The organism is Halovenus anhuiensis (assembly GCF_037080055.1).
GTDB lineage: Archaea > Halobacteriota > Halobacteria > Halobacteriales > Haloarculaceae > Halovenus.
In genome coordinates, this window is sequence record NZ_JBAOJI010000001.1 from 834,288 (window position 1) to 851,218 (window position 16,931).

The 16,931-nt window shown below is 61.7% G+C and carries 18 protein-coding genes; 8 read left to right on the top strand and 10 right to left on the bottom strand.

What is annotated here, in order from left to right:
• Window positions 1-79: 79 nt before the first annotated feature.
• Complete coding sequence (merB, locus tag V8P86_RS04300) at window positions 80-712, top strand: organomercurial lyase (RefSeq protein ID WP_336326004.1); 633 nt, start codon at window positions 80-82, stop codon at window positions 710-712.
• 23 nt (window positions 713-735) lie between these two features.
• On the opposite strand, the gene V8P86_RS04305 is transcribed toward merB, so the two are convergent.
• Window positions 736-978: an amphi-Trp domain-containing protein gene (locus tag V8P86_RS04305; RefSeq protein WP_336326005.1), complete on the bottom strand. Its 243-nt coding sequence runs from the start codon at window positions 976-978 to the stop codon at window positions 736-738.
• Window positions 979-1,076: 98 nt separating this feature from the next.
• The gene (locus V8P86_RS04310) at window positions 1,077-1,712 is read right to left on the bottom strand and encodes a helix-turn-helix domain-containing protein (RefSeq protein ID WP_336326006.1); all 636 of its coding nucleotides are present in this window, start codon (window positions 1,710-1,712) and stop codon (window positions 1,077-1,079) included.
• Between the two features lie 177 nt (window positions 1,713-1,889).
• On the opposite strand from V8P86_RS04310, the gene V8P86_RS04315 reads away from it, so the two are divergent.
• Entirely contained in the window at window positions 1,890-2,297 is a 408-nt protein-coding gene (locus tag V8P86_RS04315; protein ID WP_336326007.1) for a DUF5518 domain-containing protein, read from the top strand.
• Between the two features lie 2 nt (window positions 2,298-2,299).
• On the opposite strand, the gene V8P86_RS04320 is transcribed toward V8P86_RS04315, so the two are convergent.
• The 3 genes from V8P86_RS04320 to trmB form a co-directional block, all read right to left on the bottom strand.
• On the bottom strand, window positions 2,300-2,983 hold the full coding sequence (locus V8P86_RS04320) for a DUF7504 family protein (protein WP_336326008.1): 684 nt from the start codon (window positions 2,981-2,983) through the stop codon (window positions 2,300-2,302).
• Complete coding sequence (locus V8P86_RS04325; protein WP_336326009.1) at window positions 2,980-3,885, bottom strand: GAF domain-containing protein; 906 nt, start codon at window positions 3,883-3,885, stop codon at window positions 2,980-2,982. The genes V8P86_RS04320 and V8P86_RS04325 overlap by 4 nt, the downstream gene beginning before the upstream one ends.
• Before the next feature lie 72 nt (window positions 3,886-3,957).
• Window positions 3,958-5,013 (bottom strand): HTH-type sugar sensing transcriptional regulator TrmB, encoded by a 1,056-nt coding sequence (gene trmB / locus V8P86_RS04330; protein ID WP_336326010.1) that lies wholly within the window; start codon window positions 5,011-5,013, stop codon window positions 3,958-3,960.
• Between the two features lie 163 nt (window positions 5,014-5,176).
• Between trmB and V8P86_RS04335 the strand changes: the two genes are divergently transcribed.
• Window positions 5,177-5,632 carry a DUF7992 family protein gene (locus V8P86_RS04335; protein ID WP_336326011.1) on the top strand — a complete coding sequence of 152 codons (456 nt, stop codon included), beginning with the start codon at window positions 5,177-5,179 and terminating at the stop codon, window positions 5,630-5,632.
• 86 nt (window positions 5,633-5,718) lie between these two features.
• Window positions 5,719-7,527 (top strand): translation initiation factor IF-2, encoded by a 1,809-nt coding sequence (infB, locus tag V8P86_RS04340; protein ID WP_336326012.1) that lies wholly within the window; start codon window positions 5,719-5,721, stop codon window positions 7,525-7,527.
• Window positions 7,528-7,551: 24 nt separating this feature from the next.
• Here the strand turns inward: infB and V8P86_RS04345 are convergent, their stop codons facing one another.
• Together V8P86_RS04345 and V8P86_RS04350 are read right to left on the bottom strand one after the other, a co-directional pair.
• The gene (locus tag V8P86_RS04345; protein ID WP_336326013.1) at window positions 7,552-8,280 is read right to left on the bottom strand and encodes a GIY-YIG domain-containing protein; all 729 of its coding nucleotides are present in this window, start codon (window positions 8,278-8,280) and stop codon (window positions 7,552-7,554) included.
• Between the two features lie 231 nt (window positions 8,281-8,511).
• A complete protein-coding gene (locus V8P86_RS04350; RefSeq protein ID WP_336326014.1) occupies window positions 8,512-8,748 on the bottom strand; it encodes an HVO_2901 family zinc finger protein in 237 nt (78 codons plus the stop codon).
• A gap of 516 nt (window positions 8,749-9,264) precedes the next feature.
• On the opposite strand from V8P86_RS04350, the gene V8P86_RS04355 reads away from it, so the two are divergent.
• From V8P86_RS04355 to V8P86_RS04365, 3 genes are all read left to right on the top strand, one after another.
• The gene (locus V8P86_RS04355; protein WP_336326015.1) at window positions 9,265-10,971 is read left to right on the top strand and encodes a nitrite/sulfite reductase; all 1,707 of its coding nucleotides are present in this window, start codon (window positions 9,265-9,267) and stop codon (window positions 10,969-10,971) included.
• Window positions 10,961-12,682, top strand: coding sequence for a Coenzyme F420 hydrogenase/dehydrogenase, beta subunit C-terminal domain (locus V8P86_RS04360; protein ID WP_336326016.1), 1,722 nt, complete (start codon window positions 10,961-10,963; stop codon window positions 12,680-12,682). Before V8P86_RS04355 ends, V8P86_RS04360 begins: the two co-directional genes overlap by 11 nt.
• Before the next feature lie 75 nt (window positions 12,683-12,757).
• Window positions 12,758-13,189 (top strand): JAB/MPN domain protein-containing protein, encoded by a 432-nt coding sequence (locus V8P86_RS04365; protein ID WP_336326017.1) that lies wholly within the window; start codon window positions 12,758-12,760, stop codon window positions 13,187-13,189.
• Here V8P86_RS04365 and V8P86_RS04370 read toward each other — a convergent pair.
• Window positions 13,177-13,386: a ribbon-helix-helix domain-containing protein gene (locus tag V8P86_RS04370; RefSeq protein ID WP_336326018.1), complete on the bottom strand. Its 210-nt coding sequence runs from the start codon at window positions 13,384-13,386 to the stop codon at window positions 13,177-13,179. The two genes, V8P86_RS04365 and V8P86_RS04370, sit on opposite strands and share 13 nt — an antisense overlap.
• 88 nt (window positions 13,387-13,474) lie before the next feature.
• Between V8P86_RS04370 and V8P86_RS04375 the strand changes: the two genes are divergently transcribed.
• The gene (locus tag V8P86_RS04375) at window positions 13,475-14,653 is read left to right on the top strand and encodes an inorganic phosphate transporter (RefSeq protein WP_336326019.1); all 1,179 of its coding nucleotides are present in this window, start codon (window positions 13,475-13,477) and stop codon (window positions 14,651-14,653) included.
• Here V8P86_RS04375 and cheB read toward each other — a convergent pair.
• Window positions 14,648-15,751 (bottom strand): chemotaxis-specific protein-glutamate methyltransferase CheB, encoded by a 1,104-nt coding sequence (gene cheB / locus V8P86_RS04380; protein WP_336326020.1) that lies wholly within the window; start codon window positions 15,749-15,751, stop codon window positions 14,648-14,650. The two genes, V8P86_RS04375 and cheB, sit on opposite strands and share 6 nt — an antisense overlap.
• A 38-nt stretch (window positions 15,752-15,789) precedes the next feature.
• On the bottom strand, window positions 15,790-16,917 hold the full coding sequence (locus V8P86_RS04385) for a sensor histidine kinase (protein ID WP_336326021.1): 1,128 nt from the start codon (window positions 16,915-16,917) through the stop codon (window positions 15,790-15,792).
• Between the last annotated feature and the right edge of the window lie 14 nt (window positions 16,918-16,931).

Genomic DNA, 16,931 nt, shown 5'->3' on the forward strand with positions numbered 1-16,931 from the left:
GACCGCCGAAGCGGCTGGTATAAATACCCCCAGCGCGCTGGGAGTCAGCCAGTCCTCGGCCGGCGACGTAGGGTGGGATATGACAGAGCATTGCTCCTGTTGTGGCACAGTCACCGAATCGCAAACAGAGTCGGCGGGAAGAAACCTCACCGCGGAGAATCCGCTTCAGGCGGAACTCCCCGCAGAGATGAGCGCCACACTCGGTCAGTTTCTCGGCCGAGAGTCGGTCACCACCTTCGACGAGTGGGCGGCAGAAATCCGTCAAACGGTCGGTGGCAGTATCGCTGTGGAGGATCTCTGTTCGACCGAGGAGCGAACAGCCCACTGGGCGGTGCGGGACGGTGAACGGCAGTACTTCCTCTGTTTCTACGACGCAGTGATCCTCGCGGCGCTGTCCGAGCAGTCCGTCGAGATTCACACGAAGAGTCCGGGCGGAACCGTCATCGAGGCTCGTGCCGTGGGGACTGACACGCTCGAAGTCACACCCAAAGAGGCGGTGTTCTCGCTAGGAGTCGAAGAGAACGCTGCTAATCTGGTCGACGGCAACCCAACTCTCGAAGACGCCTACGGGGCCGTCTGTCCGTACGTGAAGGCCTTCCCCAACGCGGATTCGTACCGTGAGTGGGCCGAGGCAGTCCCAGCCGCAACGATCGGGCTCGAACTCGACGGAGCCACAGAGTTCGCCGCAGCGCTACTCGAGGACGTGCAATAGGGACATCCAGCGGAACGACGTTGCTACTTCGTCCACCTGATCTCGTACTCGAGTTCGTACCGCTGGTCGCCGGTTTCTGAATCCGTGAGTCGCTCAAGTTCGACCTCGAACCGGGGACGTTCCGGGACGGCCACCGTCTGTTCGTCGGTGTCACTTCGGAGCGTGACATCCCCGGATTCGACTTGCTCGGCGGCATCGCGTAACGCTTCAGCGATCTCTGTTCTCGAACTCTGTGTTTCAGTTTTGAAGAGCTCCTCTTCTGGCATCGGTTCTTGTTACGTCCACATTCGTTATATATTCCAACCGGAATCTCAGCCCGAAGAAAAGACTAGCTCTTCGGGAGGAGTCCGATAAGCAAAACCAGTCACCCGAAAATCTGCTCGAAGAGGTTTCGCTCGGCGCGCTGGAGATGTTCGGAGACGGTCGAATCGTCGAGGTCGAGTTCGGCAGCGACCGCCGCCGTCGAGATGGTCCGGGGCACGTCGTAATATCCCATCTCGAAGGCGGTCCTGACGACCTCCTCCTGTCGGTCAGTCAGTTCGTCAGTGAGTTCGGCGGTGCCATCGTACGAACCCAGTTTCTGTAGATCGGGCGATGCGCCAGCAGACTCGTACTCGCGGATCGTTCCGGAGATGGCGTCCTGGGGGCCGACCAGCGAGAGCGAGACAGTGCTGTCCTCGACTTCGGGATCACAGGTGCCGATCAGATCGTCGGCTTGGTCGGCCACGTCCGCCGGTAATTCCGGGGCGGTGAAGGCGATGACGTAGAGGTGCCCGCCGTCCGTCTCGGCGACGTACTCCCAGGTGTCGACACACTCCAGTGTGGCGAGTCGCTGCTCGTCGTATTTGGATTCGAGTTCGATCTGGACTACTGCGCCGTTGCCGTGGCAGGTGAGTTCGGTGAACTCCCGAATCCCTCGCTCCCGACTGATCGACAGCAGATCCGCGATACCCATCGCATCGAAGCCCGCATCGCTGAGTGAGAGGTCGGCTTCGCGCATACCTAGAGATTCTCCGAGAGTAGCGAAAAAGTTGTGCCCAATATACTGGGCATGAACCAGACTGCCCACTCACCGTCGAAGCTTCGCCGCAGTATACGGAGTCGTCATAAATGCTTCCAGCCTGCTGGGAGCAACGCCGACCCGGACAGCGCCCGTTCGTTCAGGTAGGTGGAACAGATGAGCCACACAGACCACCAGACGGAGTACAGTGGCGGAACCAGTCCCCCGTCCGGGAGGGAAATCAGTCTGCGAAACGGCCTCGTCGGGGGCGTTGTCGCCGTGGTGTTGACCCTACTGCCGCTGTCGACGCTGTTGGGCGGGGCGGTCGCGGGCTATCTCGACCGGAGAGCGGGCCGCGGCGGCTCGGTCGCCGGAGCGGTCGCAGGTGTCGTCGCCGCCGTCCCGTACCTGCTGGGCGGCGTCTACTTGAGCGTCAGCGGAGTTGCGGTGCCCGCCCCCGAATTCGGCGTCCCCACAGGAGTCCTCGTCGCGGGAGCAACGGCGTTCATGATCGTCTACGCGGTCGGGCTGAGCGTCCTCGGCGGAGTCGTCGGGAGTTGCGTCTACGACAGACGGGTCGACTGAGCTCAGGGCAGCGAAAAGGGTTGCCAGCCGCTGGGCTGGTCAGGAAGGCCGCGAACGCGGAGTTCCCCGTCGGCGTCGCCATCTTCCTGGTCGCGAACCTCGATGCGTCCGTCGGCAGCCTGACTGAGCGTGTTGACCGTCTTCGTGTCGTGAGTCGTCGGATCGATAGCGAACACGCCGAGTCCGTCGGCGCTGTCGATACGTCCCGAGAGCGTCTGTGCGAACTGGAACAGTGCGCGCATATCGACGTACATCGACAGCGAGGAGAGACTGATCAGCCCAGTTCGAACACGTCCCTCGCTGACGGCCGGATAGAGTGACTCGTACAGCGCCGAGAAATTCATTCCGATGCCGGTCAGGTCGCTCTGTGTCGAGACGTACTTGATTTTCGCCTCGGCCTGTGTCTGACCGATATCCTGCCCGCTGCAGTCGATGATGCCCATGTGGGTGGGGTCGACGGTTGGATCGCCGCGCTGGCAGGACTGCAGCAGTCGCTTGCAGGTCATGTTCGTCGAGATGAACAGCGCGCCCTCGCCCGAACTCGTCCCGGAGGCGGTCATCGAGCGGACGAGGTCTTCGGCCGGAGTGAGTGCTGGGCCGGCAACCAGTACCGTCGTCCCCGGGCCGATGGGTTCGATCGGCAGATCATCGCCGAACTCGTAGCTGTCCGGGACACCCTGACTCATCGTGATCCCTCCGTCGCGTCGAGTTGTGTGTACAGTTCGATGAGATCCATCGCCGTCGCCGCGAGTTTCTGGAGATAGGCTTCGTCAGCGGGCGAAAACGACCGCGGTTCGGAGTCGTAGACACAGAGCGGGCCGATCACCAGCCCTGACGGCGCGACGAGATTTGCACCCATATACGAACGGATCCCCATCTCGATGAGCGTCTCACTGCGGGACTCGAATCGCGGATCCTCAGTCACATCCGACACAGTCATCACGTTCTCGTCTTCGAGAATCGTGAACGTACAGATCGAATCACTCCGATCCATCGACTCCCACTGTTCGGCCTTGCCGTAACAGGCCAGAAAGTCCTGACTGTGTTCGCTGATGATGTTGATCGACGACTGGTCGACATCGAAGTGCTGGGCCGCGAGGTCGGTGATCCGGTCGAGCGATTCCAGTAAAGCAGGGTCGTCGAGATCGTACGAGCGAAGCGCAACCAGCCGTTGCTCTTCGGTCTGTGGGAGCGGATACGACCGCTGGGTACTATCCTCGATGGTCGTCCGGAGTAGTTCGGCCAGTCGTTCGGTGCCAAACACCGATCCCTTGCCGACGTATTCGGTGATCTCCCCCTGTAGCTCCGCGCTGTCGATACTGTCAGGGTCGGTTTCCGTGTAGAGGACGACGCCCGCATCCGGACAGCGATCCCGTGCTCGTTCGATCACCTCGAAGCCAGTGCCGTCGGTCAGTTCGTACTCGGTGATGACCGCAGCAGTCCCCGTCGTGAGTTGCTCCGTCGCGGTGGCGACCCCGTCGGCCGTCTCGATCATGGGGTCGAGAGCGGATAGTTCCGATCGGAGATAGGCGACAGTCTCGGCCCGCGACTCCTCGTCGGGGTCGACACAGAGAATGCGATGTGACATAGCAGATGGCTGGATAATCGGCGCAAGACAGTATGTACGTACCGGCCCAGCTATCAGCGGCGAAAACAGGAGTTACAGCTCTGGCGGCGCTTCCAGCCCAACGGCGAGTTCGTAGGCTTCGAGATCTTCGAGCGCGGCGAGTTGGCCACCCACATCGACCAGTTCGTCGCCGGTATCGACGGTGATCGCGGCCGTCTCGCGGTTCGAGCCGACCGAAACGTCGACGATTTCACCGGAGACTGTCCGGCGCTCACCGGATTCGACATCGCGGCCGCGGACGGCGGCGAAAAACCGCTCGTCGCGGTGATCTAGATCGTCGACACAGCGACGCATCGTCGCATACCGGCGCGGGAACGGCCGGTCGTCTCGGCTGTCGGTGAGCGTCGTCCCGGAGCTCCAGACGACCGTGTTGAGAAAGCCAGAGACCAGAAAGCCGAGTTCCGAGCGGTTGAAGATTACGCCGTAACGGTCCTCACCGCCTTTTTTGGCCCCATCCTGTGGCTTGTACACCGAGTATTCACCGTCAGCGACGGCGACGACCGGCGTCGTCACGCCACGGCGGGAGCGAGCGGTCGTGGCGACGCGGCTGTAATCGTATTCCTCGGGATCCGGGATATCGGCGGCCGGCGCGACCAGCAGTTCGATCGTGACACCCGCTTCGCGGCGCTGCGCGAGCAGATCCTCGTACCGCCCCAGAAGCGTCGGCGTCAGCGCGAGCACGAGTTCGTACTCGGCCTCGGAGATGACCTCCTCGATGTACCGCAAGATGGTCTGGCGGGACTTGACCAGCGAGACGACTTCGTCGTCGCGGGCCGGCGTGACGTAGCGCTCCGAGAGCCCCGAAACCAGTTCGTCGAGCGTCGACCGGACGTTCCGGAACGCCTCCTCTGGATCGATTGCGACGACGCGCATCGGTCGGGATTCGTGCAGTTCGACCAGTCCGCTGTCGGCCAGACTCCGAACTGTATCGTAGACGCGGGGCTGTGGGATGTCGGTTTTCTCTGCGATCTCCGCAGCAGTCAGATCGCCGTGTTCGAGAATGATGAGATACGCCTCGGTCTCGTACTCCCCGAAATTGAACCGCTCCCCGACGGCGGCTAACTCGCGCTCAAGCGCGTCACTGCTCATGTGCCCCATTTGGAACAGGATCGTATTAGCTTGTTCATACTCGGGAAGGCCTACGTGTCTCCGGAAGACCAACGCGTCTCCAGGAAACCTCCGTGCCTTCGGGAGACCGATGCGTCCCCGAGAGACTCACGAGTTTATACCGACGGCGACCCAACCGACGCGTATGAGTCTGGACGTGGCAGTCCCCGACCCGCCGGAACTGGAAGGGATCGATCCGAACGAGTACGAGGACGCCGAGGTCGTCGGTGATACCGACTACAAACGAGACGAACTGGAGGAATTTCTCCGAGACGGGGCGTGGGAGGAGGCCTTCGAGCAGTGGGCCGCCGAGACCGACATGAGCGAGGCCGACTTCGAGATCATGCTCGATCTGGCGATGATCGAACAGTTCGATTTCTTCTGGGATTCCTTCGCCGAACGTGTCGGCTATCACGCCCCCGGCATTCCCGAGAACTGGAAAGAACAGAACTACCACCCCGACATCGAATCGTGGGGAACAGTATCAAGTATCAATGCCTCGCTGACGGAACTGGGACAGATCGTCTGTGACGTGCTGAAAGACGAATATATCGACTGGGAGACAGAGTACGACGCGCCCGACGATCTGCCGGATTTCTAATCGCCGGACAGCAGGTGGTCGAATGACGAGCCGATGTACTTAAATGCGAACGACGGCTGGTTTTTACCAATTCTAGGTGAGACGGGATGTCTGAACACCACCAGACCGAGCGTGACGAGGCCTCATCGTTGCGGACGCCCATCGTCGCAGTGCTCGGCCACGTCGACCACGGCAAGACAAGCCTCTTAGACCAGATCCGCGGCTCCGCAGTGAGCGAGGGGGAAGCCGGTGCGATCACCCAACACATCGGATCGACAGCGGTGCCGCTCGATGTCATCTCGGATATCGCCGGTGACCTCGTCGATCCGGACGATTTCGATCTTCCCGGCCTGCTCTTTATCGATACGCCAGGCCATCACTCCTTCTCGACGCTTCGCTCTCGCGGCGGCGCACTCGCTGATATCGCGATTCTCGTCGTCGATGTCAACGACGGCTTCCAGCCACAGACCCACGAGGCAGTCGATATTCTCAAACGCACCTCGACGCCCTTCGTCGTCGCGGCCAACAAAATCGACACCGTTCCGGGCTGGAATCCCGAAGAGGGTCGGCCCTCGAAGGTCGCCATCGAATCCCAGAGCGAACGCGTTCAGGGCGACCTCAACGAGAATCTCTACGAGATCATCGGTCAACTCTCCGACGAGGATTTCTCGGCGGATATGTACTGGCGGGTCCAGAACTTCCAGTCGAACATCGGCGTCGTTCCCGTCTCCGCAGAAACTCGCGAGGGGATCCCCGACCTGCTCACGGTGCTGATGGGCCTGTCCCAGCGGTACATGAAAGAGGAGATGGCCATCGACGTCGACGGCCCCGCCGCCGGGACAGTCCTGGAGGTGACCGACACGCAGGGATTCGGTGCGACAATCGACGCGGTCATCTACGACGGAACGATCCGCGAGGACGATCAGATCGTCGTCGGCGGGCAGGCGGGGCCGATCGTTACCGACGTGCGGGCGCTCTTGCAGCCGAAACCGCTCTCGGAGATCCGGTCGGACGACGAGTTCGAGAAAGTCGACGAAGTTGTCGCCGCCCAGGGTGTCAAGATTGCCGCGCCGGATCTCGACGACGCGATGGCGGGCGCGCCGGTGCGGGTCGTCCGAAATCAGGACGTCGAGGAGGTCATCGCCGAGGTGAAAGCCGAACTCGCGGATATTCAGGTCTCGACCGAAGAAGAAGGCGTCACGGTCAAAGCCGACACCCTCGGCAGCCTCGAAGCGCTCGCGAGCACGCTCGAAGAGGCCGAGATCCCGATCATGTCGGCCGAAGTCGGCGACGTGGCACCGCGGGACGTGCGGATGGCCGAGACGGCCGACACCGAGAAACACCAGGCGATTCTCGGCTTCAACGTGGACGTGCTCGACGACGCCCGCGATCTGGCCGAACAGGAGTCGGTCCGACTGTTCGAGCACGACGTGATCTACCGGCTGATCGAACGCTACGAGGACCACGTCGAGGAGATCGAACAGGCCCAGCAGGAGCAGGTGCTCGAAAACATCACCCGCCCCGCGCGCTTCGAGATTCTCGACGACCACACCTTCCGCCAGTCAGATCCCGCGGTCGTCGGGGTCGAGATCCGCGGCGGACTGCTGCGTCGGAACACCCGGATCGTCAACTTCGACGGGAACAAGCCCGAACGAGTCGGCCAACTCAAGTCGATTCAGGACGGCGGCGAGGATGTCGACGAGGCCCGGACCGGCGAGCGCGTCGCCGTCTCCATCGACGGCCCGACCGTGGGTCGACAGATCAAGGAAGGCGACGAACTGTGGGTCGAAATTCCCGAGAAACACGCGAAGATTCTCGAACAGGAACTCGGCGACGATATCTCTGCAGACGAGCGAGAGGTACTCTCGATGTATCTCGACAAACACCGGAATCGGGATCCCTTCTGGGGGAAGTAAACGACTGCTGGCCGACTCCTTCGGCTACGGCGGTATCGTCTCAGCGACAGCCTCTTCGAGGCGGTCCAGAAACGCCCTGTCGTACTCCTCCTCGACGTGGTTCACGTTCCAGAGACCCGAGTCGCGGATTTTGCGGCTTCGACTATCTCTCCCGAGCCAGTTGTCGGCTCGCGGGTCGATAGTCTGGTCCTCGAAGTTGCTGAGCAGCGCAATGGTATTCTGCTCGACGTACGCTCGGTCGCTGTCTGCGCTCGGTTCGTCGTCGATGTCGACCCAGAGAAAGGGCTGTTCGCGGATGTACGCACTCACGCGGCGTTCGAGGATGTACTCCTCGTCACGGACCGCCGAGCGGTCGCGGTCGATGCTCGCCCAGCGCTCGTCCCACTCGGGATAGTCGTCCTGCAGGTCGTGTCGCTCGATGATCGCCTCGCCCACTCGCTTTCGATAGACAGAGCCGCGATGATTGCCGCCGTGGGGGTGATCGCTGCTCGCGCTGCCTGTCCCGGAGTGTTGTTTCAGTCGATTCCACAGTGACGTGGCGCTACCCGTGGACACGGCATGGGTGCCGACCCGAGTGACCCGCTGCTGGTCGGTGTCGGTTCGCGTCTCACCGGGTTCGAGAAAGAAGTAGACCCCTCGGTCCGGCCAGTCCATGTAGCCGGTACAGTTCTTGAGTTTGCGGGGACCGCCGACTCGGTTCGCGAGGGTATCCAGCAGATCGTAAAACCGAGCGATATCGTCTGTTCGAGCCATAGGAGCCACATTTTGTCCGAGGCACAAATATCTGAAGACAGAGCAGAGTGAAAGAGAGACGAGACCTCCGCTCGACGAGACACTGCTCCAGTACGAGCGCTCAAAGAGTAGCGATGCTTGAAACAGTCGCTTACTCACCGATCTGAGCAGAAATCACGGAAGACCCCCGGTAGCGATGCACATACCGAGAAGATAGAAAACAGTCAGCGCCACAGAGGCGAGCGGCCAAATCTAGGGTGTTTGTAGTCGTACGTCCGTTACCTGGTGGATATCTTCGCCGATTCCTTCCCCGTCACAGTCGGCTTCAGGGCAACGATAGTGCCAGCCATCCTCGGTTGCGGTCTGCTCCGCGAACCGGTTCCCACACCGATCACAGAAGAGGTCCCCATCCTCACAGTTGTCCCGGTGCAGGTCGAGTTCGAGTTCGGAGCTGAATGTCCGCTTGCAATTACGGCAAGTATGTGGCATATTAGAAATCTACCGTGTTCTCTCTTAAAATTGTACCGGAACGTTTACTGCTGTCGGTTTTGCCAGAATACACGGTCGATTCGCACGACTGCGGCCGTCCAGCCACCGTCCTGCTATCCGGTCACATGCCCCGGACGTACCCTAAATAGTCGACTGTTGTCCCCCGGTCTGGCCCGGAGACGACTCTTACCGGCCAGTAAGTGACTCTTATTTCCCTTCGCGCCCGCGTGCATGGCATATACCGGAAACAAACGCCGGTAGGAGCGACAGAGGACCGACTGTTGCGAGCCGAACTGACGATAAACCCCCAGACAATGGCCGAATACGGGGAGTCGATGAGAGAGCGTCAGAGAAAGAGTGGGCAAAATTGTCCGCTACAACTGAAGGGTGGCGGAATTCACCGAGAGTGAGCAGGTAAAGTGTACCGGGATATAGAGGGTAGACAAAGCGGCAGTTGCACAAACTGTCGACGAATCAACCTATGAATACGCACAACTGCCGACGAGGTGTTCAGACATGAATACAGTCGAAGAGTGGAAAGAGAAGAAACACCCCCTGGACGTGATCGAAGACGTCAAGCGGTACGCCGAGGAAGGGATGTCTTTCGAGGAGATTGCCGAATCCGAGGGCGACGGCGAGTTCGAGCGCCTGAAGTGGGCCGGGATGTACACCCACGGCGTCCACGACGATTACTACATGATGCGGACAAAAGCGCCCGGTGGCTATCTCACGCCCGAGCAGGCCGAGGTCATCGGCGAGATGGCGACGAAACACTCCACCGCCCCCGAGGAACACGGCGGCGAGGAACAAAACGACATCTGGGGTGACGCCTACCTCGACATCACGACTCGACAGGATATCCAGAAGCACTGGATCGAAATCGAGGACGTGCCGGAGATCTGGGCCAAGTACGACGAGGTCGGTCTGACGACGATCCAGGGCTGTGGTGACTCCGCCCGGAACGTACTCGGCTGCCCCGTTGCCGGCGTCTCCGATCACGAAGTATTCAACGCTCAGCCTGTCATCGAAGCCGTCTCTGACTTCTTCACCGAGAACCGGGAGTTCGCCAACCTCCCGCGGAAGTTCAAGATGACCATCACTGGCTGTAAACACGACTGCGGTCAGTCACAGATCAACGACGTGGGTATGACCCCCGCGAAGAAGGAGATCGACGGCGAGTGGAAGTACGGTTTCCACGTCAAGGTCGGCGGCGGTCTCTCTGACGGCCCCCGTATGGCCTCACCGCTGGACGTGTTCGTCCTGCCGGAGGATGCAGTCGAGTTCACCCGAGCGGTCGCCCAGACATTCAAGGAACTTGGCGACCGGAACAACCGCGGCGTCTGCCGGATGCGGTATCTCGTCCAGCAGATGGGTCCCGAAGACTTCGAGCAGGCCATCCGCGACCGCAGCGAGATCGACTTCCACGAGCGCGGTATCGATCTCACGGAAGGCTACACCGGCGACCACGTCGGTGTCCACGACCAGAAACAGGACGGTCTGAAATTCGTCGGCTTCAACGTCATCACAGGTCGGATGGGCGGCGACGAGTTCGCCGAGGCCGCTCGCGCGGCCAAGAAGTACGGCACCGACGAGGCGTCGGTCCGACTCGCGACCGACCAGAACTTCGTGCTAACCCACATCAAAGAGGAGAATATCGGCAAACTGATGAACGAGCCGTTTGCCCGCAAGTACAAGCCAGACCCCGGTCCGTTCTCTCGCGGCGCGGTCGGCTGTACGGGCTCTGAGTTCTGTAATTACGGCATCATCGAGACGAAAAACCGTGTCCGCCGATGGGCGAAAGCACTGGACAAGCGTATCGACACGCCGGATGACCTCGAAGTCGTCCGCATGCACATGTCGGGCTGTTCGGCCTCCTGTGCACAGCCACAGATCGCAGATATCGGCTTCCGCGGCGAGACCGTCCAACTCGACGACCCAGAAGGGACGACCAACGAGGAAGGCGACAACATCGTCGAGGGAATGGACTTCGGCCTCGGTGGCGCGCTCGGTACTGACAACGAGTTCATCGACTGGGTCGAAAACGCCGTCCCGGCGAGTTCGGTGATCCCGGCACTCGAACAGCTATTCGACGCCTACGCCGACGAACGTCACGAAGGCGAACGCTTCTACGAGTGGTGTCGCCGGACCGACAACGACCGACTCCGCACCATCATGCAGGGAGCAGACGCCAACGTCGCCGGGGGTGTTGCCCATGGCGACTGAGGACGATCCGGAACTCGTCGAGGACGGACCCGCCATCGGTGGCGGCGACCCCGGTGTCGGAGAGGCTGGCGGCGAGGTCGACGAGAAGCAGACACTGCCCGGCGTTCCTGCCAGCGATTCGGAGGGGACGACGAGTGTCCCGCCGATGTCCGGCGACGACGACCGGACGCGCGAGCAGACCGAGACGATTCCCGCCGAGAAGAACAAGCAGTCTGGCGGAAGTTGCGGCTCGAACTGTGGCTGTTCGAGCGACGACGCGCCGGCTGAGGAGCCTACAGCAGCGCAGGAATCGGCAGCGACCGACGGCGGCCGCGCGATGGCCGACGGTGCTGGTGCCGAGTCCGCCGGCGGCACACCGACGAACGTCGACGAGAACGGCGAACTCGGCGACATCGAGTTCACCGAACCCGCCAGCGGTACGAGTCAGGTCCTCCCCGGCGAGAACCGCGAGGACCCGGACCGTCCCGACGAGCGGGTCAATCTCCCCGGCGATGCCGAGCTAGAGACGCCCGGATACGGCATCCGGTCGGAGATGAACGACATCGACAAACCAGACGACAAGACGTGGTTCATGGAACTGGACGAAGGCGTCATCGACGAGGGCCGCTGTATCCAGTGTGGAACCTGTGTCGCGGCCTGTCCTTCCGACTCCATCGGCATCGGCGACGACGGCCTGCCGGAACTCGTGAAGATGTGTACCGGCTGTTCGCTCTGTTGGGACTTCTGTCCCCGCGGTGGCCTACGCTACGAGCGCCAGTGGAAGATCACCGGCGGCGAGGACAACGTCAAGGGTGCAGGCGACCCGATAACCGAGTTCTCCGCCCGCGTCGAGGAAGACTGGCGGCACAACTCACAGGACGGCGGTGTCGTCACCGGTGTGCTGATTCAGCTGTTGGAAGAAGGCGAAATCGACGGTGCGCTCATCGCGAGCGAGAGCGGCGACGAGTCCTGGAAGGCAGAAGGCTTCATGGCCACCACCCCGGAAGAACTCAAGGCCAACACCGGCACCATCTACAATCAGACGATGGCGCTCGGTCATCTGGACTTCTCGAAGTGGGAAGACAAGTTCGAGAAAGACTGGGAGGACATCTCGCTGGCGCTGGTCGGCACGCCCTGTGAGATCGAAGGGATCAGCGCACTGCAGGACTTCGAGTGGGAGTACGGCTCTCAGGAGGCAGGCGTCCGCGCGATCGACTACAAGATCGCGCTGATGTGCACCAAGAACTTCAATTACAAGCAACTCGTCGGCGAAGAGATCCAGGAGCAGCGCGGCATCGACATCGACAACGTCGGCAAGATGGACGTGCTCCACGGCAAGTTGATGGTCGACGATCTAGAGGGTAACCGCATCCTCGAAGAAGACATCGAGAACTTCCACGACGCCGCGCTGAAAGGCTGTGACGAGTGTGCAGACTTCACCGGCTTCTGTGCCGACCTGACCGTCGGCTCTGTCGGTTCCTCGGACGAGTACTCCTCGGTCATCGTTCGCTCAGAGCAGGGACTCGACGCGTGGAACCTCACCAAAGAGCACCTCGATTACCACGACCTCGAAGACAAATCCGCAGTCGGAAAGCTGCAGGGCTGGGACAAGAAGAAAGCCTTTGAAGCGCTCGACCGGCCCTTCGAGCCCGACGCACCGCGGTTTATCGACTACAGCGATCACGTCGAACAGTACGGCGGCGAACTGAACCCACACGACGCCGATCACTGATCGGCGCCAGACACGGAGGTCACTGTTTTTCAGCGACCACCGGACGCTAAGTAGCTTGGCCCCGTACTCACACGTGTGATCTATCTCACGGAAGGGCTGGTCGAGACGCTGTTGGGATTTGCCAGCGAGAAGGATCCGGATTCGACGACGGTGCCGCTGGCGGTGACTGACGCTGCGGATCTGTCGGGGTTAGATCTCGACGACGACGCGCCCGTGTTCACCCACTTTTACATGCCCAACGAAGAGGGAGCCGTCAACGCAATCTTCGGTGTCGACCTCGGCACGCCGGCGGGACAGACCCCCGGCGTCTTCGTCTCACACCCCCGCGGTGATCTCCGTGTCTCGAAGCGTGACGATCTGCGCGAAATCGTCTTCGTCGCCGTTCCGCCGTGGGACACTGATTCGTTCAGAGCCTTCGACCGGAAGGGGAACCGAGTCGAATACGAAATTCTCGATATCGAACCGCCAGAAGAGACCGCAGCAGTGAGCGGCGATCACTCCAGGTAGCCGAGATCCTGCAACTGATCGGTGATCTCCTCGAAATCAGCCTCGGTGAGTTCGTCGTGCTGTTGATGCTGGATGACGATGCTACGGAGCAGAAACCGGACCAGATCGCTCGTGCTCTGGAAACTAGTTCCCTCGATGGTGTCCTCGACGCGGTCGGCGAGATCTTTCGGGATCGACACCGTGGTGTACTCGGTCATACCTCCCGTGAAGTGAGACGGCCCCATATGCGTTGTGCTCCCATCGAAAAGGCCACAGTTAACCCCCCGCGAATAGTTGCGTACAGTAGTGATCGACCCTCTCTTCGCAATCGGCATCCTCGTTGCAGTGTTCGTCGGATACAATATTGGGGGATCGACAACCGGGCCCGCGTTCGGCCCCGCTGTCGGTGCGGACGTCATCTCGAAGGTCGCGGCCGCAGCCCTCTTTTCTATCTCGTTTGCCGTCGGTGCGGTGACAATCGGACCTGAAGTCATCGATACGCTCTCGGACGGCATCATCGACGGTGAGGGGGTCTTTACGTTGCGCAGCGGCGTCGCAGTCCTGTTTTTCATCGGGTTGGCGCTATTTGTCGGCAATATCTTCGGGGTCCCCGCCTCAACCTCGATGACGACCGTCGGCGCGATTGCTGCCCTTGCTCAGGCCGCCGGCGCGCTCGACTGGGCTGTTCTCGGCGAAATCGTCATCTGGTGGATCGTTGCACCGATCATCGGGTTCTGGGTCTCGGGGGTGATCGGCCGGTATCTCTATCCAAAACTCAACCGGATGGTCGCCATCGACGCCAGCGAAGGACCCGTGATCGAAGTTGATACCTCCGGAACGATCCCGCGGATCGTCCGCGGCCCCGGAACCACGCGGCGAGAACTGACCGGCGTGACCGTCGTCGTCGCCATCGGCTGTCTGATGGCGTTCGCGTCGGGCACCTCCAACGTCGCCAACGCAGTCGCACCGCTGGTGGGTAGCGGTGATCTCGAAGTCGGCGCCGCAGTCGTGATCGGGTCGGCCGCGGTCGCGCTCGGTTCCTTTACGATCGCTCGCCGGACACTCGACACGATGGGCAGCGATATCACCGCGCTCCCGCTGACCGCGGCAATCATCGTCGCCTCGGTCTCCTCGATACTGACCGTCGGGCTCTCTGCCATCGGCATCCCCGCGAGTTTCGTCATCATCGCCACGATGAGTATCATCGGACTGGGCTGGGGTCGGGCGACCCGGACCGCGACCGCCGTCGGCGGAATGCGCGGTGAGGAATCGACGACCGTCTCCGTGGGTTCGCTCGCGGGCGACGAGGAAGGAGAAGAACTTCCGGAAATCGGCGAAGAAGAACCGGAAGACATCCCGGCCGCCAGCGAACTATTCAACCCGTCGACGACCGCACGGGTCGTCATCATGCAGAATGTTGTCCCGATTATCTCGACGCTCGGTGCCTACCTCACCTTCCGGTTCGTTCCGATCTTCGGGCTATAGCTCGGTCCGGGCCGACCTGAATGCCTCCAGAATCGCTTCTGGAAGCTCTTCAGTGGGGTGCATCTCGTCGACAACCCCGGTTTCGATTGCGTTCTCCGGCATCGAGCCGATACTCGCCGAGTCGGGATCCTGCACTATGACGGTCCCGCCAGCGTCGGCGATCCACTCCGTCCCGACTGCGCCGTCTGTTCCCATCCCCGAGAGAACGACACCGACCAGCGGGCCGGAGACGGTCTTCGCGCCGGATTCGAGCGTGACATCAGCGGCCGGGCGGACGCTGTGCACCGGCGGCTCTTCGGTGAGGGTGACAGCGAGTTCGTCTCCGAAGTCACGGTCGACTTCGAGGTGGTGATCACCGCGGGCCACGATGGCTTCGTTCGGACCGACTCGGTCACCGTCGGCTGCTTCTCTCACGTCGAACGCCGAGATATCGTCCAGTCGGTTGGCAAACCGGTCGGTGAACTGCTCGGGCATGTGCTGGACGACGACGACTCGGATCCCGGCAGTCGCGGGCAGTGCCCCGAGCACGGTGTGAATCTCCGAGGGGCCGCCGGTCGAGGCCGCGATGAACAGCGTCGGCGGTGTCTCCCAGTCGGTCGTTGCGAGTTCGGGAGCCGAAAGCTGGTCGGGAACAGTCGGTATCGACGGCGAGTCTGGGGATGCCGGGACGGAGGCAGCCGCCGGCGTTGACTCTCTCGACTCGACATCCGCCTGTGCTACGACACTGACGAGTTCGATCAGGTCGTCCGCGTACTCGACGAGACTCGCGGTCACCTCACCATCCGGTTTCATCATGAAATCGACAGCCCCCGCATCGAGAGCGTCGAGGGTCGTCTCGGCACCCTCCTCGGTGTAGCGACTGAGCATGAGGACCGGCGTCGGATCGGTCGCCATGAGTTCGCTCACCGTCTCGATGCCGTCCATGCCCGGCATCTTCACGTCCATGGTCACCACGTCAGGCTGGTGCTCGCGGACCGCCGCAATTCCCTGTTTCCCGTTTTCGGCTTCCGCAACGACGGTGTGTTCCCCTTCCTCCAGAATCTCGCGGATCTGGACCCGCATAAACTGCGAATCATCCACGACGACGACATCGGCCATTGTCGAACCTTGTCACCCCAGCGCCATATGTTTCACCATCACCACGTCACAGTTCGGATCTCGATTCGGGTTCCCTCCGCCTCGGCAATCTCGACAGCCCAGCCGAGTGCACCCGCAATCTCGTCGACGAGCGCGAGTCCGTGTCCGTCCCGTTCGGAGTCCGTCGTGTATCCCCGGTCGAAGACGTACTCCAGTTCGTCGTCCGGGATTCCCGGTCCGTCGTCTTCGACGTAGAAGCCGCGTTCGCCGGAGAGCGGCCCGACACGCACCGTGACCGGATCGTCGCTGTGGACGACGGCGTTGTCGAACAGTTGGTTGAGGAGCATCCGGAGCCGCTCCGGTTCGGCGTACACCCTCATCGGCTCGACGGACAGGGTGGCATCGGGGTCGTCGATCAGCTCCCAGCACTCCCGAGCGAGCGCCGCCAGATCGAGTTCGGACTGCTCGTCGAGTTCCCGGCCAGCCTTGACGAACAGGAGGCCCTCGTCAGCCAGCGATTCGAGTTCTTCTAGCGCCGACTCGACGTGTTCGATGTGTTCGCTGTCACACTCCGTCCGCACCAGATCGAGGCGACCGGCAGCGATGTTGATCGGATTCCCCAGATCGTGTGAGACCAGCGAGCGCAGCGCTTCGAGACGCTCGCGCTCTCTATGTAGTTCACGTTCTGCCTCTTGATGCTCGAAGCCCTCAGCCAGTAGCTCTGCAACCCGGCTAAACGTTTCCGAGGCGCCGGGATGAGAGATATCGCCGTCGGTGTACAGCTGCAAAACAGCGGCGTGGTCGAGGGCAGGGATCGGAATCACCACGGCCGCCGTAGCCGCGGGCAGGTCGCCGGACTGGTGGAGCCGGTCGTACTCGGGGCAGTCCGCAGCGTCGAGGAAGGCCGGAGAGCCGGAATCAAGCACCTGCTCGGTCGTCGAGTCCTCGATATCGGTGATCGTGTCGGAGAGTGTGGGCGAACTTGCCCGAATCGTAATCGCCTCCGACGAGCGAGCAGGCTGTCCGATCCAGGCGGCGCTATTTTCGGCCGGCTCGGTGAGTTCGCCGGGAAGGCGCCGGGCGAGTTCTGCCGCGTCTGTCGCTCCGGTTATCACCCGGGAGACAGCATCGAGCGTGTCGAGCAGCCACGCTTCGGCAGAGCGCTCCCCGTGATCGGCTGTGTCCATGCGGGATACTCGCG

Coding starts and splice junctions, on each gene's coding strand:
- merB (WP_336326004.1), top strand. CDS start 80: ATGACAGAGCATTGCTCCTGTTGTGGCACAGTCACCGAATCGCAAACA.
- V8P86_RS04305 (WP_336326005.1), bottom strand. CDS start 978: ATGCCAGAAGAGGAGCTCTTCAAAACTGAAACACAGAGTTCGAGAACA.
- V8P86_RS04310 (WP_336326006.1), bottom strand. CDS start 1,712: ATGCGCGAAGCCGACCTCTCACTCAGCGATGCGGGCTTCGATGCGATG.
- V8P86_RS04315 (WP_336326007.1), top strand. CDS start 1,890: ATGAGCCACACAGACCACCAGACGGAGTACAGTGGCGGAACCAGTCCC.
- V8P86_RS04320 (WP_336326008.1), bottom strand. CDS start 2,983: ATGAGTCAGGGTGTCCCGGACAGCTACGAGTTCGGCGATGATCTGCCG.
- V8P86_RS04325 (WP_336326009.1), bottom strand. CDS start 3,885: ATGTCACATCGCATTCTCTGTGTCGACCCCGACGAGGAGTCGCGGGCC.
- trmB (WP_336326010.1), bottom strand. CDS start 5,013: ATGAGCAGTGACGCGCTTGAGCGCGAGTTAGCCGCCGTCGGGGAGCGG.
- V8P86_RS04335 (WP_336326011.1), top strand. CDS start 5,177: ATGAGTCTGGACGTGGCAGTCCCCGACCCGCCGGAACTGGAAGGGATC.
- infB (WP_336326012.1), top strand. CDS start 5,719: ATGTCTGAACACCACCAGACCGAGCGTGACGAGGCCTCATCGTTGCGG.
- V8P86_RS04345 (WP_336326013.1), bottom strand. CDS start 8,280: ATGGCTCGAACAGACGATATCGCTCGGTTTTACGATCTGCTGGATACC.
- V8P86_RS04350 (WP_336326014.1), bottom strand. CDS start 8,748: ATGCCACATACTTGCCGTAATTGCAAGCGGACATTCAGCTCCGAACTC.
- V8P86_RS04355 (WP_336326015.1), top strand. CDS start 9,265: ATGAATACAGTCGAAGAGTGGAAAGAGAAGAAACACCCCCTGGACGTG.
- V8P86_RS04360 (WP_336326016.1), top strand. CDS start 10,961: ATGGCGACTGAGGACGATCCGGAACTCGTCGAGGACGGACCCGCCATC.
- V8P86_RS04370 (WP_336326018.1), bottom strand. CDS start 13,386: ATGACCGAGTACACCACGGTGTCGATCCCGAAAGATCTCGCCGACCGC.
- cheB (WP_336326020.1), bottom strand. CDS start 15,751: ATGGCCGATGTCGTCGTCGTGGATGATTCGCAGTTTATGCGGGTCCAG.
- V8P86_RS04385 (WP_336326021.1), bottom strand. CDS start 16,917: ATGGACACAGCCGATCACGGGGAGCGCTCTGCCGAAGCGTGGCTGCTC.